At 60.6% G+C, this 24,034-nt stretch carries 22 protein-coding genes and 1 pseudogene; 13 read left to right on the forward strand and 10 right to left on the reverse strand.

Features of this window, described 5'->3' with window-relative positions; translation table 11 throughout:
• Positions 1-103 precede the first annotated feature (103 nt).
• Positions 104-2,260, forward strand: a complete 2,157-nt coding sequence (gene ligA, locus BS629_RS18010; RefSeq protein ID WP_018242848.1) for an NAD-dependent DNA ligase LigA — start codon at positions 104-106, stop codon at positions 2,258-2,260.
• A gap of 31 nt (positions 2,261-2,291) precedes the next feature.
• Here the strand turns inward: ligA and BS629_RS18015 are convergent, their stop codons facing one another.
• A complete protein-coding gene (locus tag BS629_RS18015) occupies positions 2,292-2,828 on the reverse strand; it encodes a GNAT family N-acetyltransferase (protein ID WP_018242847.1) in 537 nt (178 codons plus the stop codon).
• 283 nt (positions 2,829-3,111) lie between these two features.
• On the opposite strand from BS629_RS18015, the gene BS629_RS18020 reads away from it, so the two are divergent.
• On the forward strand, positions 3,112-3,702 hold the full coding sequence (locus BS629_RS18020) for a 3'-5' exonuclease (protein ID WP_018517477.1): 591 nt from the start codon (positions 3,112-3,114) through the stop codon (positions 3,700-3,702).
• A gap of 76 nt (positions 3,703-3,778) precedes the next feature.
• On the forward strand, positions 3,779-4,273 hold the full coding sequence (locus tag BS629_RS18025; RefSeq protein ID WP_018242845.1) for a CreA family protein: 495 nt from the start codon (positions 3,779-3,781) through the stop codon (positions 4,271-4,273).
• A 110-nt stretch (positions 4,274-4,383) separates the two neighbouring features.
• Here the strand turns inward: BS629_RS18025 and BS629_RS18030 are convergent, their stop codons facing one another.
• Positions 4,384-4,851, reverse strand: a complete 468-nt coding sequence (locus BS629_RS18030) for a chemotaxis protein CheW (protein WP_017965084.1) — start codon at positions 4,849-4,851, stop codon at positions 4,384-4,386.
• Positions 4,852-4,853: 2 nt separating this feature from the next.
• A pseudogene (locus tag BS629_RS18035) lies at positions 4,854-5,231 on the reverse strand (methyl-accepting chemotaxis protein); the annotation flags it as partial.
• 484 nt (positions 5,232-5,715) lie between these two features.
• Between BS629_RS18035 and BS629_RS18040 the strand changes: the two are divergent.
• Positions 5,716-6,318 carry an SCO family protein gene (locus BS629_RS18040; RefSeq protein WP_026188469.1) on the forward strand — a complete coding sequence of 201 codons (603 nt, stop codon included), beginning with the start codon at positions 5,716-5,718 and terminating at the stop codon, positions 6,316-6,318.
• Between the two features lie 68 nt (positions 6,319-6,386).
• Complete coding sequence (locus BS629_RS18045) at positions 6,387-7,265, forward strand: 50S ribosomal protein L11 methyltransferase (protein ID WP_018242842.1); 879 nt, start codon at positions 6,387-6,389, stop codon at positions 7,263-7,265.
• Between the two features lie 262 nt (positions 7,266-7,527).
• Here the strand turns inward: BS629_RS18045 and BS629_RS39245 are convergent, their stop codons facing one another.
• Positions 7,528-7,701, reverse strand: a complete 174-nt coding sequence (locus tag BS629_RS39245; protein ID WP_012758267.1) for a hypothetical protein — start codon at positions 7,699-7,701, stop codon at positions 7,528-7,530.
• Positions 7,702-7,980: 279 nt separating this feature from the next.
• Between BS629_RS39245 and BS629_RS18050 the strand changes: the two genes are divergently transcribed.
• On the forward strand, positions 7,981-9,816 hold the full coding sequence (locus BS629_RS18050; RefSeq protein ID WP_018242841.1) for an aminopeptidase P family protein: 1,836 nt from the start codon (positions 7,981-7,983) through the stop codon (positions 9,814-9,816).
• A 30-nt stretch (positions 9,817-9,846) separates the two neighbouring features.
• On the opposite strand, the gene BS629_RS18055 is transcribed toward BS629_RS18050, so the two are convergent.
• Both BS629_RS18055 and BS629_RS18060 read right to left on the reverse strand, forming a co-directional pair.
• A complete protein-coding gene (locus BS629_RS18055) occupies positions 9,847-10,155 on the reverse strand; it encodes an AzlD family protein (RefSeq protein WP_018242840.1) in 309 nt (102 codons plus the stop codon).
• 3 nt (positions 10,156-10,158) lie between these two features.
• Entirely contained in the window at positions 10,159-10,890 is a 732-nt protein-coding gene (locus tag BS629_RS18060) for an AzlC family ABC transporter permease (protein WP_018242839.1), read from the reverse strand.
• A gap of 133 nt (positions 10,891-11,023) precedes the next feature.
• On the opposite strand from BS629_RS18060, the gene BS629_RS18065 reads away from it, so the two are divergent.
• Positions 11,024-11,287: a DUF2164 domain-containing protein gene (locus BS629_RS18065; RefSeq protein WP_026188468.1), complete on the forward strand. Its 264-nt coding sequence runs from the start codon at positions 11,024-11,026 to the stop codon at positions 11,285-11,287.
• 103 nt (positions 11,288-11,390) lie between these two features.
• Here the strand turns inward: BS629_RS18065 and BS629_RS18070 are convergent, their stop codons facing one another.
• The 3 genes from BS629_RS18070 to BS629_RS18080 form a co-directional block, all read right to left on the reverse strand.
• Positions 11,391-12,056, reverse strand: a complete 666-nt coding sequence (locus tag BS629_RS18070) for a dihydrofolate reductase family protein (protein WP_018242837.1) — start codon at positions 12,054-12,056, stop codon at positions 11,391-11,393.
• 99 nt (positions 12,057-12,155) lie between these two features.
• The gene (gene pncA / locus BS629_RS18075; RefSeq protein ID WP_026188467.1) at positions 12,156-12,782 is read right to left on the reverse strand and encodes a bifunctional nicotinamidase/pyrazinamidase; all 627 of its coding nucleotides are present in this window, start codon (positions 12,780-12,782) and stop codon (positions 12,156-12,158) included.
• Positions 12,783-13,114: 332 nt separating this feature from the next.
• Complete coding sequence (locus BS629_RS18080) at positions 13,115-13,612, reverse strand: EF-hand domain-containing protein (RefSeq protein ID WP_018242835.1); 498 nt, start codon at positions 13,610-13,612, stop codon at positions 13,115-13,117.
• Between the two features lie 399 nt (positions 13,613-14,011).
• Between BS629_RS18080 and BS629_RS18085 the strand changes: the two genes are divergently transcribed.
• A complete protein-coding gene (locus BS629_RS18085; protein WP_026188466.1) occupies positions 14,012-14,359 on the forward strand; it encodes a hypothetical protein in 348 nt (115 codons plus the stop codon).
• Between the two features lie 27 nt (positions 14,360-14,386).
• On the opposite strand, the gene BS629_RS18090 is transcribed toward BS629_RS18085, so the two are convergent.
• A complete protein-coding gene (locus BS629_RS18090; protein ID WP_018242833.1) occupies positions 14,387-16,867 on the reverse strand; it encodes an ATP-dependent helicase in 2,481 nt (826 codons plus the stop codon).
• A gap of 245 nt (positions 16,868-17,112) precedes the next feature.
• Between BS629_RS18090 and BS629_RS18095 the strand changes: the two genes are divergently transcribed.
• The 5 genes from BS629_RS18095 (at position 17,113) to BS629_RS18115 (ending at position 23,858) form a co-directional block, all read left to right on the forward strand.
• Positions 17,113-17,589: a VOC family protein gene (locus tag BS629_RS18095; RefSeq protein ID WP_018242832.1), complete on the forward strand. Its 477-nt coding sequence runs from the start codon at positions 17,113-17,115 to the stop codon at positions 17,587-17,589.
• A gap of 410 nt (positions 17,590-17,999) precedes the next feature.
• Complete coding sequence (locus BS629_RS18100) at positions 18,000-19,943, forward strand: PrkA family serine protein kinase (protein ID WP_018242831.1); 1,944 nt, start codon at positions 18,000-18,002, stop codon at positions 19,941-19,943.
• Positions 19,944-19,955: 12 nt separating this feature from the next.
• Entirely contained in the window at positions 19,956-21,227 is a 1,272-nt protein-coding gene (locus tag BS629_RS18105; protein ID WP_018242830.1) for a YeaH/YhbH family protein, read from the forward strand.
• Complete coding sequence (locus tag BS629_RS18110; protein ID WP_018242829.1) at positions 21,224-22,774, forward strand: SpoVR family protein; 1,551 nt, start codon at positions 21,224-21,226, stop codon at positions 22,772-22,774. Before BS629_RS18105 ends, BS629_RS18110 begins: the two co-directional genes overlap by 4 nt.
• 160 nt (positions 22,775-22,934) lie before the next feature.
• Complete coding sequence (locus BS629_RS18115; RefSeq protein WP_018242828.1) at positions 22,935-23,858, forward strand: adenylate/guanylate cyclase domain-containing protein; 924 nt, start codon at positions 22,935-22,937, stop codon at positions 23,856-23,858.
• The last annotated feature ends 176 nt before the right edge of the window (positions 23,859-24,034 follow it).

Genomic DNA, 24,034 nt, shown 5'->3' on the forward strand with positions numbered 1-24,034 from the left:
AGCCGACCTTCCTTTCGCAGGATATGTGGTCTCCCTTTTCATCCAGAAATTTTGCTCTAAAAACAATCCAGATTTCTGACCAGATTCTCTGGAGTGATGTTCCATGTCCACCGAAGGTTCCGCCGTCGACACGTTGACGATCGAAGAGGCTGCCGCCGAGCTCGAACGGCTGGCAAAGGAGATCGCACATCACGATGCGCTCTATCACGGCAAGGACCGGCCGGAGATTTCGGATGCCGATTACGACGCGCTGAAGCGCCGCAATGATGCGCTCGAGGCGCGCTTTCCCGAGTTGATCCGCGAAGACAGCCCATCGCGGCATGTCGGTGCAGCGCCCTCCGTCACCTTCTCGCCCGTCATCCACGCGCGGCCGATGCTGTCGCTCGACAACACTTTCTCGCAGGAGGACGTGCAGGATTTCGTCGCCGGCGTCTATCGCTTCCTCGGCCGGCTGCCCGACCAGTCGATCGCCTTTACCGCCGAGCCGAAGATCGACGGTCTCTCAATGTCGATCCGTTACGAGAACGGCAGGCTGGTGACGGCTGCAACGCGTGGCGACGGCACGACGGGGGAGAACGTCACCGCCAACATCCGGACTATCGCCGAGATCCCCAACGAGCTGCCGAAGGGCGTGCCCGCGGTCGTGGAGATCCGCGGTGAAGTCTATATGGCCAAGAGCGATTTCCTGGCGCTGAACCGGCAGATGGAGGCGGAGGGCAAGCAGACCTATGTCAATCCGCGCAACACCGCGGCCGGATCGTTGCGCCAACTCGACGCCAAGGTGACGGCGAGCCGCAAGCTGAAATTCTTCGCTTATGCCTGGGGCGAGATGTCGGAGATGCCCGCCGACACACAGTTCAGTATGGTTCAGACCTTCAAGGACTGGGGTTTTCCGGTCAATCCGCTGATGAAGCGGTTGAACTCGGTCGCCGACATCCTGGCGCATTATGACGAGATCGGCCTCGAGCGCCCCGATCTCGACTACGACATCGACGGCGTCGTTTATAAGGTCGACAGTCTCGAGCTGCAGGCTCGTCTCGGCTTCCGCTCGCGTTCGCCGCGCTGGGCGACGGCGCACAAGTTTCCGGCGGAGCAGGCCTTCACCGAGGTCGAGAAGGTCGAGATCCAAGTCGGCCGCACCGGGGCGTTGACGCCGGTGGCGCGGCTGAAGCCGATCACGGTTGGCGGCGTCGTCGTCACCAATGCGACGCTGCACAACGAGGATTACATCAAGGGTATCGGCAATAGCGGCGAGCGCATCCGACCGGAGGAACACGATATCCGCGAAGGCGATACCGTCATCGTCCAGCGCGCCGGCGACGTCATTCCGCAGATCCTCGATGTGGTGATGGAAAAACGCGCGGCCGACGCCCGGCCATATGAATTCCCGAAGACATGCCCGGTCTGCGGTTCGCATGCCGTGCGCGAGGTCAACGAGAAGACCGGCAAGATGGATTCGGTGCGCCGCTGCACCGGTGGCTTCATCTGCCGGGCGCAGGCGACGGAGCATTTGAAGCACTTCGTTTCGCGCAACGCTTTCGATATTGAAGGGCTCGGTTCGAAGCAGATCGACTTCTTCTTCGAAAACGAGGACGCGTCGCTGCAGATCCGCACCGCGCCCGATATCTTCACGCTGGAGAAGCGTCAGCAGCAATCGCTGACCAAGCTGGAGAATATTGACGGTTTCGGCAAGGTCAGCGTCGGCAAGCTCTATGCGGCGATCAACGAACGGCGCAGCATTGCGCTCCACCGCTTCATCTACGCGCTCGGCATCCGTCATGTCGGCGAGACCACGGCGAAGCTGCTGGCGCGCTCCTATGGCACCTATGCCGCCTTTGAGACGGCGATGAGGGAGGCCGAGACGCTTGCCGGCGACGCATGGAACGATCTCAACGCCATAGAGGGCATCGGCGAGGTCGTGGCACGGGCTATCGTCGAATTCTACAAGGAGCCGCGCAATGTCGAGGTGATCACCCGGCTTATCGAGGAGGTGACGCCCGAGGAGGCCGAGCAGCCGGTGACGGCGGGCAGCCCGGTCGCCGGCAAGACCGTGGTTTTCACCGGCTCGCTGGAAAAGTTTACCCGCGACGAGGCGAAGGCGAGGGCGGAAAGCCTCGGCGCCAAGGTGGCGGGATCGGTCTCCAAGAAGACCGACATCGTCGTCGCCGGCCCAGGTGCTGGCTCCAAGCTCGACAAGGCACGCGAGCTTGGCGTGCAGACGATGGACGAGGACGAATGGCTGGCACTGATCAGCGGGTGAGGGGCTGACGGCAAGCCGCCAGCCCGTTTGCTCATAGCCTGAGCCGCGCCATCGTATAGGCGTCGACATACTCCCCGGATCGAAAGCCGAAGGCCCTTAGCAGGCCTTCCCGTTCGAAGCCGAATTTCCGGTAGAGGCCGATGGCGACATCGTTGTCGGTGTAGACGGTCAGTTCCAGCCGTTTGATATCAAGCCAGTCGTCGGCGGCGTCGACCATCGCGCCGAGCAGGATCCGTCCGAAGCCGCGGCCGGTGAAATCGTCATGCACGCCCATGCCGATACTGGCGACGTGCTGCCGACGGCCGGAGAGGCGGTTGAGGCCGCCATTGCCGACGATCTTGCCATTTTGGGTGACGACGAGGTTGAGCGCGCCTGGCGACGGGTTTTCCATGTGCTTGCGAACCTCCTCGACCCGCTGGTAGGGCGGCCTCAAGGTGCCGGCCCTGTAGCCCGGCAGATTTATGAGATCCGTGATCTCCTCCGCATCGGACAGGCGGACGGCGCGCACCAGGACGCCATCCGGCAGGCGCGCTCGGCCGCGAGGTTCATTCTCTTCGTTTTCGGACATTCATGCTCTCCATCGGTGTCAGGAGGAGAGCCGGTTTCCGAAAACCCTGCTCGCCTCGGCAGGGTTTCGGGATGATGATCGGATCGCAGCTAACGCGCCATCGCTCCCGCGTACCCTTCAAGGGTCGTGGTGTGATGGATAAGCGCTGCCATGGTCACGGAACCGATCATGGCGGCAAGTTTCGATATGCGGGTTAAAAAGTCAACCATGCGTCGTGTCGAATTTGCGCGGCCGGAAGCGGGGCGGTATTCCTGTGCCTGAAGAAACGATTCGGGTTGCTGATTTGAAGACCATCGCGATTGACTTCGAGACGGCGAACGAACAGCGCGGCAGCGCCTGTTCCGTCGGCCTTGCCTGGATCGAGGAGGGCAGGGTGACGCGCGTCGAAGAGCGACTGATCCGACCGCGGGACATGCGCTTTTCCGGGATGAACATCGCAATCCATGGCATCCGGCCGGAGCATGTCGAGGACGCGCCCGAGTTTCCCGAGGTGATGGACGAGTTCGAGGAGGATTTTCGCGGCGCGACGATGATCGCGCACAATGCTTCCTTCGATTTCAGCGTCTGGCGGGCGAGCCTCGATCTCTACCGGCAATCCTATCCGGAGCTTACCTATCTCTGCAGCCTGAAGATGGCCCAGCGAATCTGGCCGCATTTCCTCTCGCACCGTTTGAACCTGATCGCCGAGCATCTCGGCCTGCGTTTCGTGCACCACAACGCTGCCGAGGATGCTGTGGTCTGCGCGGCCGCGGCGATCGAGATGGCGAAAGCCGTCAAGGCCAACGCCGTTCACGCCATACCGGCGCTGATCGGCATGAGGCCCGGCCGGCTGACGGCGCGGGCCTACGAGCCCTGTACCTGCCGGAAAGGCTGATCCCTTCCACGAGCCCCATTTCTTGCAAAGCATGGGTGCATGCTTATCTAAAATGTGGATTATTCAGGGAGCCGCCATGTCCAGACTGCGCAATCTTCTCCTCGCCGCCTTTTCCTTCTCCGTCCTTTCCGCAGGCGCTGCCTCAGCCGAAGTCGTCGGCAAGGTCGGGGTCGACTGGATCGGCAACGACATCATTGTCGAGGCGGTCTCCGACCCTGAGGTCAAGGGCATCACCTGTCACGTCACCTATTTCGATCGCAGCTTGATCGACCGGTTCAAGAACGGCAACTGGTTCGAGGACCCGTCCAATAATTCCATCGCCTGCCGGCAGACCGGGCCGATCGAGATCGGTAGTGTCGATCTGTCCAAGGATGGCAGCGAGGTGTTCCGCCAGGGCATGTCGCTGATCTGGAAGACGCTGGTCGTCAACCGCATCTACGATAAGACGAACGACACGCTGATCTATCTCGCCCATTCGCGCGAACTGACCGACGGCTCGGCGAAGATGTCGATCTCGACCATTCCGCTCTATGGGCAGAACGTTGTCTGGAAGAATGGGAAGCCGCAATAGGGCTTCTGCGGTGAGATTTTTGGAAGGAGCGCTGCTTCCCTTTTTCTCTCATTGCAAAATCAAATAGGCCCGGACGAGCCGGGCCTTCGAATTCCAGATATGGATAGCCCTCAGGCGGCCTGCGTCAGTTCGTCGGCAATGACCGTGTCGAGATTCAAGAAGCAGACCATGGTCTTTTCGAGCGCGACGATGCCGCGGCAGAAGGCGCGCTGGGCTTCCGGGATGATTTCCGGCGGCGGCTGCAGATCTTCGCTCTTGATGGTCATCATGTCGGAAACCTGCTCGACCAGCAGACCGACCAGCTTGCCCGCAATGTCGGTGACGATGATCGCCGAGCGCTCGGAGGGCTCGGTCATCTTCATGCCGAGGCGGCAGGCCATGTCGATGACGGGGATCACCGCACCGCGCAGGTTGATGAGACCCAGCACATAGGGCGGGGTGTGCGGCATCGGCGTCACCGGCGCCCAGCCGCGGATTTCGCGGATGGCCATGATGTCGATGCAGAACTCCTGGTCGCCCAGGTGGAACGAAACGATTTCGAGATAAGCGCCCGACTGCTTGATGGCGTTGTTGTTCATGGTCAGAATTCTTCCCAGTTGTCCCCGACGGGAGAAGCGATGACTTTGGCGGCAGTGCCGCCGTTGAATGCGACCGCGATTTTACCGATCAGGCTGCGCGCGGGTGATTGTCTCGAATGCGAGGCGGCAGGTCCCTCTCGCGGCGTTTGCCGGGCGCTCATGCCCTCGCCAGTCTTGAACTGCATGACCAGTTGCATCAGGTTTGCCGCGTCGATGGCGAGCCTATGGCCTACCGCGTTCGTCTGCGTGACCTGATCCATCTGGCTGATGGATGTATTGATTTCGTTCAGTCCCACGGATTGTTCGCGTGCAGAGGTTACGATTGATTTAACATGTTCATGGATGCGCAAAACATCTTCGCCGATCTGGCGAAGCGCTTCGTACCAGCCGGCGCCGATCATTGTTCCGAAACCTGGAAACGCCGCGCCGTCGAGCGTCGAAAGCCGCTGGCTGGCCGACAGGCTCTTGTGCGCCGCTGAGTTGGTCACGAAATACCCCTTCCGAAAACCGCTCGGATTCGTGTTTGTCTTCCCTCATGCGGAGTCCGGGGTTTTCGCCACGCGGCAGACATCATGTCAGAACGGCAGAAGAGCGCCGCACGCGATTGCTAATATAGATACAACGGCTTAAGCCTTTGCTAACGATATCTATCTCGAAACTGCTTGTTCGGCTGAGAACACATCATCAAAACGTGTTGCTTTCGATTTTTAGCCGATCCGACCGAGGGCACGGCGTCGTCTCCGGTGAGACAATCGATCGCGGGTTAGAAAACATATTGTTGAATTGCGCCCGTCCGGTCGAGCCTATAATCACGCGGGGCAAGGGGCGGGCGGTACATATCCGCCTGGATCGAGGATCATGCCAATGAAGACATTCCGCATCGCCGTCTGGATCGGTGTCCTGATACTTGCCGGGTTTCTTGGCGGGTTCACGTACTATCTCAACAGATCGGGGAATGTGGTGGCGGAGGCTCCCTTCGGCGTTCCCTTCACCCTGGTCTCCCAAAGCGGGCAGCCGATCACCGAGCAGGCGCTGCGCGGCAAGCCGACGGCGTTGTTTTTCGGCTTTACCCATTGCCCGGAAGTCTGCCCGACGACGCTTTTCGAGCTGAACGGCTGGATGGAGAAGGTCGATCCGAAGGGCGACAAGCTGCAGGCCTATTTCGTGACCGTCGATCCGGAGCGCGACACGCCCGAGATCATGAACGAATACGTCTCCAACGTTTCCAAGCGCATCACCGGCATTTCCGGCGCGCCTGACAAGATCGCCGAGGTTATCAAGGGGTTCCGCGTCTACGCCAAGAAGGTGCCAGTCGACGAGAAGGATCCGAACGGCGACTATACGATGGATCACACCGCTTCGGTCTTCTTGCTCGATTCGGCCGGGCGCTTTTCCGGAACGATCGCCTATGGCGAAAACCCGGACACGGCGGTAAAGAAGCTGGAGAATCTCGTCAGCAAGGGGTGATGGTTTCAGCGTGATGGGGCGTTGGCTCGACCGATGGCGGGCAACGGAAACGGGAAAGACCGCCTATCGTGAGTGAAATCCGCCTTTACGTGACGACGACCGAAAGCAAGGCCGAAGAGATCCTCGACCTTCTGAGTGCGGTCTTCGGTGAAGAAGACTTTGCCATCGGCACCACCGAGATCGATGAGAAGAAGGATATCTGGGAAGCCTCGATCTATATGATGGCCGAGGACGAGGCGGAGGTGCATTCCCGCGTCGAGGAGGCATTGAGGACCTCTTTCCCTGATGCCCGGCTGCAGCGGGAAGTCATCCCGGATGTCGACTGGGTGGTGAAATCGCTGGAGGGGCTGAAACCCGTCAGGGCAGGGCGCTTCCTGGTGCATGGTTCGCATGACCGCGACAAGGTTCGCTCCGGCGACATCGCCATCGAGATCGATGCCGGCCAGGCCTTCGGTACCGGTCATCATGGCACGACGGCGGGCTGCCTCGAGGTGATCGATGCCGTGGTGCGCTCGCGCCCGGTCCGCAACGCGCTCGATCTCGGCACCGGCAGCGGCGTACTGGCGATTGCGGTGCGCAAGCTCAGGAACATACCAGTGCTTGCGACCGACATCGATCCGATCGCGACGAAGGTGGCGGCTGAGAACGTGCGCCGCAACGGCATCGCCTCGGGCATCGTCACCAGGACCGCGCCGGGCTTTCATTCAACGGCCTTTTCCGAGCACGGTCCCTTCGATCTCATCATCGCCAACATTCTCGCCCGGCCGCTGATCCGCATGGCGCCGAAGCTTGCGACGCATCTTGCGCCTGGCGGATCGGTCATTCTCTCCGGCATCCTTGCCGGGCAACGCTGGAAGGTGATTGCCGCCTATAGCGGCGCGAAGCTTCGCCATGTCAGAACCATCTGGCGCAACGGCTGGGTGACCATCCACTTCGACCGACCCTAATGCGCGTCGCATAGAATTTGATTCATGCGACGCGGTTAGATCCTTGTTTTTATGCAATGTCGTGATCCCCAAACTGCTGCACGGTTTGGGCGGCATGCGTCGCATCCCGAAACGGCAAAAGAAAAAGGCGGTGCCGATGGCACCGCCTTGGACCGGTCTATCCGGTCAATGCCCGCGAGCTCAAGGGGAGGAGCGCTCGAGCGGGCTCTACTGCATTCCAATAGGCCGGTCCGGGAGGGAGGAGACGGACTGGCTTTCAGGCTTAGAACGCGTAGCTGAGGGCGCCCTTGTGGCGCGTGGCCCGCTGGCCGGCGCCGAGCAGCTTGAGGCTGTCCTCGTTCTGCGGGCGGCGGGCGCCGATCACGTGACGCACGGTCTGGCGTTCGCCAGCCTGCACCGGGCTGCTATATGCGAAGCGCGAGAGAGAGGCGGTCATTTCAAGAATTCCTTTGTTTATAGGTTCATCGCGAAGCGTTCGATGACGCCTATATAGCTATTCTGAAATGCGGAGGCAGAGGGTTTCGCTCATGGGAGCCATGCGGCCAATGCATAAAGCGTGCCAAATTAACTTTTGGCGTCACAGTTCTGTCAAAATGTTGAGCGGCCCCAGAGGTTTCGACTCGTTTGGTCGCTTTTTCTCCCCATCGGTTGAAATTTCGCTAACATGGCCAGCATCCCATTAACCGGATTCGTCTCAATTATTCGGGTTTCCAGCATGTTCCAGTCTTTCGAGGTTTCCTCCACGCCGCAATTCGGCAGGGATCGTGTATCGGCGCTGCGGGCCGGTTTCGATTCGCTCGGCATCGACGCCTTCCTCGTGCCGCGCGCCGACGAGTTCAACGGCGAATATGTTCCTGCAGGTTCCGAGCGTCTCGCGTGGCTGACGGGCTTTACCGGTTCCGCAGGCATTGCGCTCATCCTGCGCACGCAGGCGATCGTCTTCGTCGACGGGCGCTATGTGACGCAGCTTGCCGAACAGGTCGACGGTTCGGTCTTTTCGGGCGGCGATCTCGTCAATGAGCCGCCGCATGTCTGGCTTGCGGCAAACGGCAGCAACGGCCTGCGGCTCGGCATCGACCCCTGGCTGCATGCGGGTGCCGAGGTGCGCCGTCTGGAAAGAGCCCTTTCGCAGATCGGCGGCACGCTGGTCTTCCTGCCGCACAATCCGCTCGACAGGCTTTGGAGCGACCGGCCGGCCGAGCCGCTCGGCGCGGTCAGCATCCAGAACGTCGCGCAGGCCGGCGTGCTGGCGAGAGAGAAGATCGCGACGATCGCCGCCGATCTTTCGAAGAAGAATCTTGCGGCGGTTTTGATCGCCGATCCCTCTTCTGTCGCCTGGACCTTCAATATTCGTGGCGCCGACGTGCCGCACACGCCGCATCCGCTGGCGCGCGCCATCATCCATGCTGACGGCCGGGCCGAGATCTTCCTCGACAAGCGCAAGACCGGCATCGAGCCGGAGGCCTATCTTGCGCAGATCTGCACGCAGCTGCCGCCCTCGGCGCTGGAGGAGAGGTTGGCTGCCGTTTCGAGGGATGGCGGCCGCGTGCTGATCGACCCGGATATCGCCTCCTATGCGCTGGCGGAGATCATCCGCAAGGCGGGCGGCGAAGTGGTGGAGGGCGCCGATCCCGCCAAGTTGCCGCGCGCAGTGAAGAACGACGTCGAGATCAACGGCTCGGCCGCCGCGCATCTGCAGGACGGTGCGGCGATGGTGGAGTTCCTCTATTGGCTGTCGCAGACAAAACCCGGGACGGTCAGCGAGATCGCTGCTGCCGAGCATCTCGAAGCGGCGCGCGCCCGCGTCGGCCAGAGCATGCAGAACCCGCTGAAGGACATTTCCTTCGACACGATTTCGGGAGCCGGCGAACATGCGGCGATCATGCATTACCGTGTGACGACCGAGACCAACCGGATGATCGAGGCCGGCGAACTCTTCCTGATCGATTCCGGCGCGCAATATATCAACGGCACGACCGACATCACCCGCACCGTCGGCATCGGCGCGGCATCAGAAGAGCATCGGCGCTTCTTCACGCTGGTGCTGAAAGGGATGATAGACATCAGCACCGCGCGTTTCCCGAAGGGCACGCGCGGCTGCGATCTCGATCCGCTGGCGCGCATCGCGCTGTGGCGGGCCGGCGCCGATTTCGCTCACGGCACAGGCCACGGCGTCGGCTCCTATCTTTCGGTGCATGAGGGGCCGCAGCGCATCTCCAGGCTTTCGACGCAGGAACTGCTGCCCGGCATGATCCTTTCAAACGAGCCGGGCTATTACCGGCCCGGCAGCTTCGGCATCCGCATCGAGAACCTGATCTACGTGCGCGGGGCCGAAGAGATCGAGGGCGGCGATGCGCCTATGCTCGGATTCGAGACGCTGACTTTCTGCCCGATCGACCGCAGCCTCGTCATTCCCGAGCTGCTGACCCATGACGAACTGCACTGGTTCAACGACTATCATCGCCGCACCTGCGAGGCGCTGATGCCGCTCATCCATGATCACGATGTCAGGGCGTGGCTCGAAAACGCGACGCTGCCGCTGGAATACTAAGATGTCTCGGCGCCGGCCCCGGGCCGGTGCTCAGAACCCGCCGGCATGGCGCCAGATCATCACGACGATCCAGGCGGCGACCAGCATCCATGTGTGGGTGAAGCGCAAGCCGATGAAGAGGGCGACGATCAGCGCCAGCTTCGATTCCCAGCCGCCGATGAAGAAGGCGGGTGCAACCAGCGTCGTCAGCACGGCGGCCGGCACGGCATTCAGCGCCGCCTCCATGCGCGGCGGAATGCTCTTCATTCGGGTGATGAGGATATATCCGCCGATGCGGGTGGCGAAGGTGGCAGCTGCTGCGGCCAGGATGACGAGCGCCATGTGAAGATCGAATTCCATGGCTCAGACCTCGTGCACTTCGGATTGAAGGGCGTCGGCTTCGAGATCAGGCTCTTGCTGCGGCAAAGGCAGCACGGCGGCGAGCACGATGCCGACGGCGGCGCCGAGGCTGACATGCCAGGGCGAGCCGACATAGCGGTAGGCGAGCACGGAAGCCACCGCGCTGACGAGCGCCACCGGCAGGAAATTGTCTCGCTTGCGGAAGCCGAGGACGATGCCAAGGAAATAAGCCGGCAGCAGGATGTCGAGGCCGATGGCCTTGGGATCGCCAATGAAGCCGCCGAGCATGCCGCCGGCGACGCTGATCAGCACCCAGGGGACGTAGATGATGATGGCGAAGCCGAAATACCAGGCGAAGGTGAGTTGCCGGCCGGCCTCGCCGCGCTTGACCGCTTCGGCGAATTGCGGATCGACGAGCAGGAAAAAGGTGAAGAATTTCTGCACCGGCGTGAAATGGCCGATGTAGCGCGCCAGGGCCGCCGAATAGAGCACGTGGCGGAAATTGACGGCGAGGATCGACAGCACGATCAGCCAGGCGTGGACATTGTGACCGAAGAGTTCGATACCGACCATCTGGCTAGCGCCGGCGTAGACGGTGGCGCTCATGAAGGCGGTTTCGGAGAGCGACAAGCCGTTTTCGACCGCAAGCGCTCCGAAGAGAGCGCCAAAGGGCGCGGATGCCAGCGCAACGGCGGAGCCACCCCGCAAACCTTCAACAAAGTCGGCGCGATTCATGCGATCTTGTCCAGTTGGAATACAAGTTTTCCCTTATGGTCTATGGCTTGCAACAGCAATTGAATTTCCTTGATTGACCAATCGATTTTGCTGAACCATCAAAGTCCCGATCGCATTCGGCAAAGAGGCAATGATGAAGAAGATCGAATTTTCGAAGGAGGCGAAGGCGACGATCGTTGCCAGCATTCGCCGCTATTTCGAGGCCGAGCTCGACCAGCCGATCGGTGTGCTGCCGGCGGAATTCCTGCTCGATTTCTTCGCGGACGAGATCGGCGCCCATTATTACAACCAGGGCCTTCGTGATGCGCATGCGGCGCTTCTGAGGAAGATGGAGGACCTGGCCGAGGACATCTATCTGCTGGAGCGAGACGACAAGAGCAAAGGCACTGCTGCATAGTTTTAAGGCGTTCCTTGCGCATTTGAAGGGACGCGCTGCGCTGCAGCCGATAACGGGACGCGGCGGCGCCGCGCCCGGCAAAGATTGCGGAAGGCAGAAGGCATCAGCCCTCGCGCTTCATCCTCTCCCGGCGGGCGATTTCGGCCTCCGAGGGCTGCGCCAGTTCGAACGTGCCTGTCTTGATTGCGCCAGCACGCTCGTAGACGCTCATGATGACGCCTGTCGTCGATACCGTGTTGGCGGTGAGCTTCAGCGCCTCCGGCTTGGCGCCTTGACCGAACAGGCGTTTGCCCGGGCCAAGCACGAGCGGGAAAGTCAGAAGCCGCAACTCGTCGATCAGGTCATGCGCCAACAGGGTCTGCAACAGGCCGCTGCTGCCCTGTGTCAGGAGCACGGGGCCATCCAGCTGCTTCAACCGGGCGATTTCGGCAGCTGCATCGCCGCGCAGGGCGACGGAATTTGCCCAGGTGAGCGGCTCTGCGGAAGTGGTCGCGACATATTTGGTCACGGCGTTGAAGACTTTGCCGATCGGATCGTCTTTCCCGACGAAGGGCCAGTGCGCGGCGAAGATTTCGTAGGTCTTGCGGCCGAGCAGCAGTTCGAAGGGATCGGTAAAGATCCCGCCCATGAACTGGCCCATCGGCTCGTCCCAATAGTTGACGGTCCAGCCGCCCTGAGTGAAGCCGCCGGTCGGATCCTCCCGCGGCCCACCGGGCGCCTGCATGACGCCGTCCAAACTCACGAAGGCGGCAGCAACTAACTTTCTCATCTCTCAACTCCCATTGTTGGTGCGTTCAGAGCCAAGGACGGATTGACTTGCACCGATCCGACATTCGATGCGATTTTTTCGGGCGTTATCCGAGCTAAACTAGCCGGCTAGGACCTTGGCGCTGTCGATGATCGCGATGCCATGCGCCCGCATTTCCTCGATGGCGGCGGCGACGCCTTCGGGGGTGATGCCGCGGCTTGCATCCTTGATGAAGCGCACGCGGACACCAGGCATCATCTCCAGCGCGTCGAGCGCAGAGAATTTGACGCAATAGTCGGTTGCCAGTCCGCAGACGTCTAGGTCGGTGACGCCCTGGTCCTCGAGGAAATCGGAAAGGCCGGTCGAGGCGTCGCGGTCATTGTCGCGGAAGGCCGAATAGCTGTCGATATAGGGATTCTCGCCCTTCTGCTGGATCAGGTCGATCTCTTCGGATTTGAGCTCGGGATGCAGTTCGGCATCAAGCGTACCCTGAATACAGTGGTCGGGCCACATCATCTGCGGTTTGCCCGACAGTTCCCCCATCTCGAAGGGGGCGGCACCCGGATGGGCGGAGGCAAAGCTGCCATGGCCAGACGGATGCCAGTCCTGCGAGGCGACGATCAAATCGTATTTGCCGCTATCGATCAGTCTGTTTGCGACGGGAACCACCTTGTCGCCCTCCGGCACCGGCAGATTGCCGCCCGGACAGAAGCCGTTCTGAATATCGACGAGCAGCAGCGCTTTCATCAAGGCCAATCCCTTCGCTTTATTGCAGTGCAAGACGCCAAGCACACTGAATGGATCAACTAGTGGATTTCCAGGCGCGGACGCGCAAGTGTTAATTCTGGCACTAGCGGTAGTAAGTCGTCGAAACAGAATGCTCTAATGCAATCATTGCGTTAGCTGGCGGCGGTTCTCGTGTTGAAATGGAGCGGAGGGATGAGGACGGCTCGTGCATGATTTCCGGATCGCAGCCCGCGACGGTGGCAATTGCCGGCAAATCGATCTGCCTGCGTAGGACGCCTTTGTGCGGCATCGATGGATCGAGGCTCCCCCGGCAGAGCCCGGATCTTGGCCAGCTAGACCGCCGCCACGTCATCGGCTGCGGAATCACCTGCTGCGGCGGAAGCGCCGTAGGTATTGCGGTAGGCCTGAAGGGCCGTCTGCATGTCGCTCAACACCTTGGTGAGGAGCGGATCGCTATCACCTGAAGTCTTGATGCTGTTCGGATCGGCGGCGAGGAATTCGGACTCAGTCAACTTGCCGTCGCCATTCGTATCCATCGCTGCGAAGACGCCCTTGGAATCGTCGTCGCTCTGATCGCTGCCGTCGCCCTGATCGTCGCTGCCGTCGGTCTTCTGCATGGACAGCATCAGCGACAGGATATCGGCGGTGATCTTCTTGACGATATCGGTGCTGCTGTCGTCGCTGTCGGTCGACGTCGTGCCCGATGTCGATGACGGCGAGGCGGCGGCCAACTCGTCCGCCGAAATGACACCGTCGCCATTCTTGTCGAGGCTGGAAAGTGGAGACTGGTACTGGGTCACTGTGCTGCCGAGAGATGAAACACTGGTCACTTGAACCTCCTTTGAAAAGTTCGTCGTGAAGCCTGCCTTTCATGGGCGGGCAGCCTTTGGGCTAAGCTGATTTGCGCAAAGCGTCAAAGCGACGTTTTGACAGGGTAGAAGTGCGATTGACGGCGCGGGGCGACGCACGTTAACCTTTCGGTTACCAAAACTGTCTCATTGGAATTATTGGCTTTTTTTGGCGGCCCATGGGTTCCGGCGAGCGGAAGCACATGCGTGCGATAGCAGGAGATCGCGCCGGTGCGGCTTGCGGAAGGGGCGATGGGCGATATACCAGCTCTCCGCCGCTGCGGCATTTCGTCCGCCTTCTCGAAGCGCTACGCCAGGTCGATCTTGCTCCCTGCCGCGATTTCTGCCTTTCTTGCCTCAGCAGCAAGCCGGAGCGAAGCCATGTCCGAGCCCGATCCAGACGAAAAGATCGATGCGACGTTCCGCAACGGATCGCTGACGGCGGCCGGGATCATCCTCGGCTTCTCCCTTAATTTTATTAGTGTCTGGGTTTCCAATCCCAACGACTGGAGCCGCATCGATATTCCGCCGATGCTGTTTCTGACCATCGGCATCGCCGTCCAGGTGAAGGTCTTTGCCGATCTGCTCGCGCGCGACTCTCTCTTTGCCGTCAAATATGATCGGTCTCGCCGGCTCTTCCTGATTGGATTGGGAATCGTCGCCGCCGGAATCGGCATTGCCCTGATCAACGATATTCTCGGGCTCGGAAGGATGCGGATGCTCGGGTGAAGGTTTTCGCGCCGTGTTGATGCCAGGTCAAACGCGCTCGACGAACCCGTCCAATACCCGCTTCTGTCCGGCCCGGTCGAACTCGATCGTCAGCTTGTTGCCTTCGATGCCGGTGATGTTGCCGTTGCCGAATTTCAGGTGGAACACGCGGTCGCCGAGCGTGAACCTCGACGGTTCCGATGAGGTCGATTTCGCCACCAGCTCGCCTTCGATCGTGCGCCCCTTGGGGCCGCTCTCGCCGTAGCCGATGCGTTCGACGGCGTGGCCGGAGCGGGTGCCCCAATTGTCGCGCGTGGCATCGGTCTTGTTGGCCTGGGCGCGTTTCCAGCCGGGAGTGGAATAGGAGTTGGCGAAGGGTTCGGCCTTGTCGAAGCGGGACTGGCCGTAGCCGCCGCGACCGTAACCGCCGTAGCTCTGCTCCATTTCGGCGACCTCGACATGGGTTTCCGGCAGTTCATCGAGGAAACGCGAGGGCAGGGTCGATTGCCAGAGACCATGGATGCGGCGGTTGGAGACGAACCAGATATGGCAGCGGTGCTTGGCGCGGGTGATGCCGACATAGGCGAGGCGGCGTTCCTCCTCCAAGCCGGCGCGGCCGCTCTCATCCAGCGAGCGCTGGTGCGGGAAGAGGCCTTCCTCCCAGCCGGGCAGGAAGACGGTGTCGAATTCCAGGCCCTTGGCCGAATGCAGCGTCATGATCGACACGGCGTCGAGGTTCTCGTTGGTCTCGGCATCCATCACCAGCGAGACGTGTTCGAGGAAGCCGCGCATCGACTCGAAGCTTTCCATCGAGCGGATCAGTTCCTTGAGGTTCTCAAGGCGGCCGGGGGCTTCGGCGCTCTTGTCGTTCTTCCACATGTCGGTATAGCCGGACTCTTCGAGGATCTGCTCGGCAAGTTCGGTATGCGGTGTGTTTTCAAGCAGTTCCTGCCATCGGCGGAAAGATTGAATCACGTCGAAGAGCGCCTTTCGCGCCTTCGGCTTCAGCTCGTCCGTCTCGATAATGTCGGCCGCCGCCGCAAGCATTGGTATATCGCGGGCGCGGGCATAGTCGTGCAGCGCACGTACCGTCGTGTCGCCGAGGCCGCGCTTCGGCGTGTTGATGATGCGTTCGAAGGCGAGGTCGTCGGAGGCTTGAGCGACCAAGCGAAAATAGGCCATGGCATCGCGGATTTCCAGGCGCTCGTAGAAGCGCGGGCCGCCGATGACACGGTAGTTGAGGCCGAGGGTGACGAAGCGGTCTTCGAATTCGCGCATCTGGAAGGAGGCGCGCACGAGGATCGCCATGTCGTTCAGCAGATGCTTGCCGCGCTGGAGCTGCTCGATCTCCTCGCCGATGGCGCGGGCTTCCTCCTCCGAATCCCAGGAGGCGTGGACCTGCACCTTGACGTCGTCGGGATCGGAGCGGTCGGTGAACAGCGTCTTGCCGAGGCGGCCCTCATTATGGGCGATCAGATGGGCAGCGGCGCCGAGGATATGTTCGGTCGAGCGGTAATTGCGCTCGAGCTTAATCACCTTGGCGCCGGGGAAATCCTTTTCGAAGCGCAGGATATTGTCGACCTCCGCGCCGCGCCAGCCATAGATCGACTGATCGTCGTCGCCGACGCAGCAGACGTTCTGCGGCTCGCCCTTGGGGCGCTGGGCGAGAAGCCTGAGCCACATGTACTGGGCGGTGTTGGTGTCCTGATACTCGTCGACGAGGATATAGCGGAAGCGGCCGTGATATTCCTTCAAGAGATCTGGGTTCTTGCGGAAGATCGCAATCGGATGCATCAGCAGGTCGCCGAAGTCGCAGGCGTTCAGCGTCGTCAGGCGCGCCTGATAGGCAAAATAGAGATCGCGGCCGCGGCCATTGGCAAAGGCGCGGGCGTCGCCCTCGGGGATATCGGCGGGGCCGAGACCCTTGTTCTTCCAGGTGTCGATCATGCCGGCGAACTGCTTGGCCGGCCAGCGCTTGTCGTCGAGGCCTTCGGCCTGGATCAACTGCTTGATCAGGCGGACGACGTCGTCGGTATCGAGAATGGTGAAATCGGAGCGCAGGCCGACGAGCTCGCCGTGGCGGCGCAGAAGTTTGACGCCGATCGAGTGGAAGGTGCCGAGCCAGGGCATGCCTTCGACGGCGCCACCGACGAGCAGCGCGATGCGCTCCTTCATCTCGCGGGCCGCCTTGTTGGTGAAGGTGACGGCGAGGATCTGCGAGGGGAAGGCACGGCCGGTGTTGAGGATATGGGCAATGCGGGTCGTCAGTACGCGCGTCTTGCCGGTGCCGGCGCCGGCCAGCACGAGGACGGGGCCTTCCAACGTTTCGACGGCTTCGGTCTGCTCGGGGTTCAGCCCGGCGAGGTAATCCGGCCGCTTGCCACCGTCGCGAGCCGCCATGGCGCGCGCCGCGATGCCGCCGCCGGCGACGGGCGCCCTTTCGGCGGGTGCGGCAGGCGGCTGCGGCTTGCGCGCCATCTCGCCCGGCTCTTCGTCGAAGAAGGGCATATCGTCGAAACTATTGCTCATGGCGCGTAATGTAGTGATTCGGGAAGGAAAGACCAGAAAAGATGTTCTGCTTTCATTCCCGAGCCGCCGCTATCCCGGGCGGTGGGTTGCGGGCAGCAATGCCGCCGCAGAGCGCGGCCATGGTGGTCACGCGGGCGAGCGGGGCTAAAATTCGGTTCGCGGCCTGTCGGAACCGGCGCCGATGGGGCGTCCTTGGGTCATCGGACAGCAGTCCGGATCAACACCGTCAACAAGGAGGCCGTTTCATGCCGAAGGTCGTTTCAAATCTCTGGTTCGCCGAGGAAGCACGCGAAGCCGTCGAATTCTATGTGTCTGTTATCCCGGACTCCAGGATCGGTCGCACCACCATTTTGCCGGCGGAAACGCCGAGCGGGCCTCCCGGCAGTGTCGAACTGATCGAGTTCACGCTCGCCGACCAGGCCTTCCTGGCGATGAAGGCCGGCCCGCTCGATAGCTTCAATCATTCCTTCTCGATCGCGATTCTTGTGGAAAGCCAGGCCGAGATCGATCGGATATGGGAGGCATTTCTCGCCAATGGCGGCACGCCGGAGGCCTGCGGCTGGCTGAAGGACCGCTGGGGTCTTTCCTGGCAGATCGTGCCGCGCATGCTGTCGGAAATGATCGCCGACAGCAACCGCGAGCGGGCCAGGCGCGTAACCGAAGTGATGCTCGGCATGGTCAAGATCGATGTCGCCGCGCTGGAGAAGGCATTCAATGGCTGAGTCGCGCGGTTAGCGTATGATCACGATGACGGGCGCATAGTCGCGATGCGTCCGTTTCCATCATGTCTGAAGCGGATCGGCACACGCTGTCCTGCATCGACTTTGCGCAGATTGGCTGCCAATCGTCGATTTCTCCAGTGCTCGAATCACGGGCGACATTGCACACCTTTTTCATCTTTCTGTCACGTCGCGAAATGTGCTGATACCGCGATGGCACCCTTCTCCACTACAATAAGGAACAGTTTCGTAGAGTAAAAAAATAACCGGTGCATGCACGTTTTTGTGCATTGCCAGAAACAGCCGGTGAGCGTGGAATATACCTGCGAAACTATTGATTCTTAGGAATGTCGTGTCCATCTCCTTGGTATGACGACCTAGAGCCTGTGGCATTAACCTTGAATGGAGGGCCCATGCTGAGTGAATCCGTATTTGATGCGTTCACCCGCACCTATGATGCGCGTCGCGAAACCGATATGTCGATCGCGGAGTATCTCGACCTTTGCAAAAAGGAACCACTTGCCTATGCCAATGCGACCGAGCGCCTGCTCGCCGCGATAGGCGAACCGCAGATGGTCGACACCGCCAGGGACACGCGCCTCGGTCGGATATTCATGAACCGGACCATCCGGATCTATCCGGCCTTTGTCGGCTTCCACGGCATGGAAGAGACAATCGAACGCATCGTTTCCTTCTTCCGGCACGCGGCGCAGGGGCTCGAGGAGCGCAAGCAGATCCTTTATCTGCTCGGCCCGGTCGGCGGCGGCAAGTCATCGCTGGCGGAGCGGCTGAAGCTGCTGATGGAGCTGCATCCGATCTATGTGCTGAAGGCGGGTGACGAGATCAGCCCCGTTTTCGAAAGTCCGCTCAATCTGTTCGACCCGGACACGATGGGATCGCTCCTGCAGGAGCAATACGGCATTCCCCTGCGACGCCTGAGCGGACTGATGAGCCCGTGGTGCCTGAAGCGGCTCGATGATTTCGGGGGTGATATTTCCCGCTTCCGTGTCGTCAGGGTACAGCCTTCGCGGTTGCGCCAGATCGCCATCGCCAAGACCGAGCCTGGAGACGAGAACAATCAGGATATCTCGTCGCTGGTCGGCAAGGTGGATATCCGCAAGCTGGAGACCTATTCCCAGAACGATCCCGATGCCTACAGCTATTCGGGCGGCCTCAACCGCGCCAATCAGGGCGTGCTCGAATTCGTCGAGATGTTCAAGGCGCCGATCAAGATGCTGCATCCGCTGCTGACGGCGACGCAGGAGGGGAACTATATCGGCTCCGAGAATATCGGCGCCATACCGTTCTCCGGCATCGTCCTTGCGCATTCGAACGAAGCGGAATGGCAAACCTTCAAGGCCAACAAGAATAACGAGGCCTTCATCGACCGTATTTGCGTGATCAAGGTGCCCTATTGCCTGCGCGTCACGGAAGAGCAGAAGATCTACGAAAAGCTGATCGAGGGATCGGAACTGGCCGATGCGCCATGCGCCCCCGCGACGCTCGAAATGCTGGCCCGCTTCTCCGTGCTTTCACGTCTGCGCAAACATGAGAATTCGACGTACTTCTCGAAGATGCGTACCTATGACGGCGAGAGCCTGAAGGAGACGGATCCGCGCGCCCGCAGTGTCCAGGAATATCGGGATGCGGCCGGCATCGACGAAGGCATGGACGGCATCTCGACCCGCTTCGCCTTCAAGGTGCTCGCCTCCACCTTCAATCACGACACCACGGATATTGGCGCCGATCCGGTTCATCTGATGTATGTGCTGGAGCAGTCGATCCGCCGCGAGCAGTTTTCCGACGATGTCGAGAAGCGGTATCTGGAGTTCATCAAGGCCGATCTTGCGCCACGTTACGCAGAGTTCATTGGCAATGAGATTCAGAAGGCCTATCTTGAGTCCTATGCGGATTACGGGCAGAATCTGTTCGACCGCTACGTGGATTATGCCGATGCCTGGATCGAAGACGTGGACTTCAAGGATCCCGATACCGGCCAGCTTCTCGATCGCGAGCTCCTCAACCAGGAACTGACGAAAATCGAAAAGCCGGCGGGAATCGCCAATCCGAAGGATTTCCGCAACGAAATCGTCAAGTTCTGCTTGAGATCGCGGGCAGCCAACGGCGGAAAGAATCCGTCATGGACGAGCTACGAGAAGATCCGGGAAGTCATCGAGAAGCGAATGTTCTCGCAGGTCGAGGATCTTTTGCCGGTCATTTCCTTCGGTTCGAAGAAGGATTCGGAAACAGAAAAGAAACACAGCGAGTTCGTCTCGCGCATGGCTGCGCGGGGCTACACGGAGAGGCAGGTTCGGCGCCTCGTCGAATGGTACATGCGCGTCAAACAGGCAAGTTAATGTGGAGCCAATATGCACATTGTCGACCGTCGGCTGAATCCGCGCGGTAAAAGTCTGGAAAATCGGCAACGGTTTCTTCGGCGCATGAAAGGCGCCGTGCAGCAGGCGGTAAAGCGTTCTCTGCAAAACCGGAACATTCGCGATGTGCTCGACGGCGGTGAGATCAGCCTGCCGATCGATGGAATGGCCGAACCGAGCCTTCGAAGGGGCGACGGCGGCGTCGCCGATCACATCCTGCCGGGAAACAGGGCCTTCGTCGAAGGCGATATCATTCCACGGCCGCCGGGCAGGAAGGGTGGAAAACCAAAAGATGCAGGCGAAGGCGATGGCGAGGACGGCTTCCGTTTCGTGCTGACGCGCGAGGAATTCCTCGATGTGTTTCTGGATGACCTGGAACTGCCCGACCTTGCCAAGCGGCGTCTGACCGAAACCGAGGAGGAAACTCCGTCGCGGGCCGGCTATTCCGTATCGGGATCGCCGTCCAACATCGCCGTCGGTCGCACGACGAGGCTCGCGATGATGCGCCGCGTCGCGCTTCACCGTCCGCGTCGCGAAGAGATCGAAGCCCTGCAGCGACAGATCGAGGAATGCGAGGACGACGAAAGCCGCCTGACGCTTGAGGCAAAACTCAAATCCCTGACGGAAAAAAGCCGGCGCATTCCCTATATCGATCCGCTCGACGTGCGCTATCGCCGCTTCGAAAACGAGCCGAAGCCTGTAGCGAAGGCCGTGATGTTCTGCCTGATGGACGTCTCAGGCTCCATGTCGGAACACATGAAGGACCTTGCGAAGCGGTTCTACCTGCTGCTCTACCTTTTCCTGTCGAAGCGATACAAGAAAGTGGAGATCGTCTTCATCCGTCATACCGACAAGGCCGAGGAGGTCGACGAGGAAACCTTCTTCTATGGTCCGGCGACGGGCGGGACGCTGGTATCCAGCGCTCTTGCGGCGATGCGCGGGATCATCGCGGCGCGTTTCGATCCGGCAGAGTGGAATATCTACGGCGCCCAGGCTTCGGACGGCGACAACGCCCATTCGGACGGAAACCTGACCGGGCAACTGCTGCGCGAGATTTTGCCGCTGTGCCAGTATTTCGCCTATATCGAGGTCGGCGAAGAGGGCGGCGACTCCTCAATATCCCGTTCACCGCTTTGGATGCTCTATGACGGGATCCGTTCCGAGCTATCGCTTTCGATGCGCAAGGTCTGCCGGCGGAGCGAAATATTCCCTGTTTTCCATGATCTCTTCCAGAAACGTGACGCACAGTCGAGGGTGACGCCATGACCACGACGATGAGACCAAGAGAGCGGCTTTTGTTCCAGGGAGCCGACTGGGATTTCGCAACGCTCCAGCGCATCCACGACGCCTGCGAGGAGATCGCGCTTAACGAACTCGGCCTCGACGTCTATCCGAACCAGATCGAAGTCATCACCTCGGAGCAGATGCTCGATGCCTATTCCTCCACCGGCATGCCGCTCTTTTACCGCCATTGGTCTTTCGGCAAGCACTTCGCGCATCACGAAACCTTCTACCGCCGCGGGATGCGTGACCTTGCCTATGAAATCGTCATCAACAGCTCTCCATGCATCTCCTACCTGATGGAAGAGAACACGGCGACGATGCAGACGCTCGTCACCGCGCATGCGGCCTTCGGCCACAACCACTTCTTCAAGAACAACTATCTCTTCAAGCTCTGGACCGATGCGGAGGGTATCCTCGATTACCTCGATTTCGCCAAGGGTTATATCACCCGCTGTGAGGAGCGTTACGGCGAGACGGCCGTCGAGCGTACGCTCGACGCAGCCCATGCGCTGATGTCGCACGGCGTACATCGATACGCGGGCAAGACCACCATCGATCTTCGCCAGGAGGAGAAGCGGCAGCAGGAGCGCCGCGCCCACGAGGAGCAGATGTTCAACGACCTATGGCGCACGGTTCCGGTCGGCAAGGCCCGGAAGGCGGGTGACATCGGCCTGGAAAAGCGCCGCGCCGCCCTCGGTCTTCCGCAGGACAACATCCTTTACTTCCTTGAAAAATCGGCGCCGCGGCTGCAGCCGTGGCAGCGCGAGATCCTCCGCATCGTCCGCCACGTCGCGCAATATTTCCATCCCCAGCGGCAGACCAAGGTGATGAACGAGGGAACCGCCACTTTCGTCCACTACCAGATCATGAACCGGCTTCACGAGCGGGGGCAGATCAGCGACGGAAACTTCCTCGAATTCCTGAAGTCGCACGCCAACGTCGTGTTCCAGCCGAGCTACGACGACCGGCGGTTCTCGGGCTTCAACCCCTATGCGCTTGGTTTTGCGATGATGCAGGATATCGAGCGGATCGTCACGAAGCCGACGGAAGAGGACCGCACATGGTTTTCCGATATCGCTGGACGAGGCGATGCGATGGCGGTCCTGCGCGACATCTGGGCCAATTACCGGGACGAGAGCTTTATCAGCCAGTTTCTGAGCCCGAACCTGATCCGGCAGTTGCGGCTGTTCCATCTCTACGACGATCCTGAACAGACCGAGGGAGTGCTGGTTTCGGCGATCCATAATGAGCGTGGATACTTGCGCATCCGCCGCCAGCTCTCCCGCGAATATGATATCGGCTGGACCGATCCGGCAATCGATATCGTCGATGTCGATCTCGCCGGCGACCGCCGGCTGTTGCTGCAACACATCATGATGAATGGCTGCTATCTTCAGGAAAATGACACGAAGCTCGTCCTGCAGCATCTCGCCGATCTCTGGGGCTATGACGTATTGCTTCAGGAAATCGACAGTTCCAGCACGGTGGCGAGAGAACACACGGCGAGCCCGCGCAAGATCGTTCAATAATCACTCGTTGTGCTGACGGGCGATAACGTGAACAATTATCGGTGGCAACAAACACAAAGCCTTAGTAGTTTACCGCCGTTGCAATCGCCCACTTGATCTCGACCAGTTTCAGCCTTTGCAGCGATCTTTCCCGGGGCGGATGGCGCGGAGACGAGAGACCATGAGTGAAACGCGGCGCAAGCTGACGACGATCTTCTGTGCTGACGTGCAGGACTATACGCGGCTGATGGGGGCTGACGAGGAGGGCACGCTTGCGAGCCTGAAGCGCTGCCGAGAAGCGATGGGGCGCCTCATCGAAAGCCATGGCGGCCGCGTCATCAATACCTGGGGCGATGGGCTGATCGCCGATTTCCCGAGCGTGGTCGAAGCGGTGCGCGCGGCCGTCGACACCCAGAACGAACTCGCGGGGTTCAACGCCCGCCGTCCGGCCGACGGGCGCATGCTCTTTCGCATCGGCATCAATCTCGGCGACGTGATCGTCGAAGGCGACGACATCTATGGTGACGGCGTCAATATTGCGGCGCGGCTGCAGGCTTCGGCTGCGGCCGGCGGCATCGTCATTTCAAGCACTGTCTACGATCAGGTGCGCAACAAGGTGGCTGTTGGTTTCGAGTTTCTCGGACCGTTGATGGTGAAGAATGTCGATGAAGGCGTGCCGAGCTACGCGGTGAAGATCGGCGATGCCAGGGACGAGACGCCGCCTGCCGAACGATCCGGCCCCGCGCGTCCGCAGCCGCAGCCGGCGGTTATGGCGGCGGCAATCTCCGAGGCAAGGCCGGCACCGCGCGGGAGTAGGCTCTACGGCGTGCTCGCCGTCATCGCCGCTGTCCTGATCTGCATCAATCTGCTGTCATGGCAGGGCATTTTCTGGGCGCGCTTTCCCGTGCTGGCGCTGGCCGTCGTCGCGGCGCTCGCCTGGAATCGCGACCAGACGCTGTTCAACCGCAAGATCACCTCGCTGGCGATCGTGGCGCTCGGCATTGCCGGCATCAACCTCTTCACCTGGACGGGGCAGTTCTGGGCGATGTGGCCGATACTGGGGATTGCGGCCGTCATGGGCGTGCGATGGTCGATGCGCCGATAGACATCCAATCTGCATCGTCAGAGATTTGTGCAATATTTCGCCCGACAATCGGCGGTGTCAAAGACAGCGGCGAGTGTTCGATCAAGCAAAAGTGAGCGGTCGGGTTATTTCCATTCTTTGCTGATATTACAAATCGGTAATGCCGGCTGCTTATGCTTGCCGGTAAGCTGTAAACG

It is taken from the genome of Rhizobium leguminosarum bv. viciae USDA 2370, from assembly GCF_002008365.1.
Lineage (GTDB): Bacteria > Pseudomonadota > Alphaproteobacteria > Rhizobiales > Rhizobiaceae > Rhizobium > Rhizobium leguminosarum.

Coding starts and splice junctions, on each gene's coding strand:
- ligA (WP_018242848.1), top strand. CDS start 104: ATGTCCACCGAAGGTTCCGCCGTCGACACGTTGACGATCGAAGAGGCT.
- BS629_RS18015 (WP_018242847.1), bottom strand. CDS start 2,828: ATGTCCGAAAACGAAGAGAATGAACCTCGCGGCCGAGCGCGCCTGCCG.
- BS629_RS18025 (WP_018242845.1), top strand. CDS start 3,779: ATGTCCAGACTGCGCAATCTTCTCCTCGCCGCCTTTTCCTTCTCCGTC.
- BS629_RS18030 (WP_017965084.1), bottom strand. CDS start 4,851: ATGAACAACAACGCCATCAAGCAGTCGGGCGCTTATCTCGAAATCGTT.
- BS629_RS18040 (WP_026188469.1), top strand. CDS start 5,716: ATGAAGACATTCCGCATCGCCGTCTGGATCGGTGTCCTGATACTTGCC.
- BS629_RS39245 (WP_012758267.1), bottom strand. CDS start 7,701: ATGACCGCCTCTCTCTCGCGCTTCGCATATAGCAGCCCGGTGCAGGCT.
- BS629_RS18050 (WP_018242841.1), top strand. CDS start 7,981: ATGTTCCAGTCTTTCGAGGTTTCCTCCACGCCGCAATTCGGCAGGGAT.
- BS629_RS18055 (WP_018242840.1), bottom strand. CDS start 10,155: ATGGAATTCGATCTTCACATGGCGCTCGTCATCCTGGCCGCAGCAGCT.
- BS629_RS18060 (WP_018242839.1), bottom strand. CDS start 10,890: ATGAATCGCGCCGACTTTGTTGAAGGTTTGCGGGGTGGCTCCGCCGTT.
- BS629_RS18065 (WP_026188468.1), top strand. CDS start 11,024: ATGAAGAAGATCGAATTTTCGAAGGAGGCGAAGGCGACGATCGTTGCC.
- BS629_RS18070 (WP_018242837.1), bottom strand. CDS start 12,056: ATGAGAAAGTTAGTTGCTGCCGCCTTCGTGAGTTTGGACGGCGTCATG.
- pncA (WP_026188467.1), bottom strand. CDS start 12,782: ATGAAAGCGCTGCTGCTCGTCGATATTCAGAACGGCTTCTGTCCGGGC.
- BS629_RS18085 (WP_026188466.1), top strand. CDS start 14,012: ATGTCCGAGCCCGATCCAGACGAAAAGATCGATGCGACGTTCCGCAAC.
- BS629_RS18090 (WP_018242833.1), bottom strand. CDS start 16,867: ATGAGCAATAGTTTCGACGATATGCCCTTCTTCGACGAAGAGCCGGGC.
- BS629_RS18095 (WP_018242832.1), top strand. CDS start 17,113: ATGCCGAAGGTCGTTTCAAATCTCTGGTTCGCCGAGGAAGCACGCGAA.
- BS629_RS18100 (WP_018242831.1), top strand. CDS start 18,000: ATGCTGAGTGAATCCGTATTTGATGCGTTCACCCGCACCTATGATGCG.
- BS629_RS18105 (WP_018242830.1), top strand. CDS start 19,956: ATGCACATTGTCGACCGTCGGCTGAATCCGCGCGGTAAAAGTCTGGAA.
- BS629_RS18110 (WP_018242829.1), top strand. CDS start 21,224: ATGACCACGACGATGAGACCAAGAGAGCGGCTTTTGTTCCAGGGAGCC.
- BS629_RS18115 (WP_018242828.1), top strand. CDS start 22,935: ATGAGTGAAACGCGGCGCAAGCTGACGACGATCTTCTGTGCTGACGTG.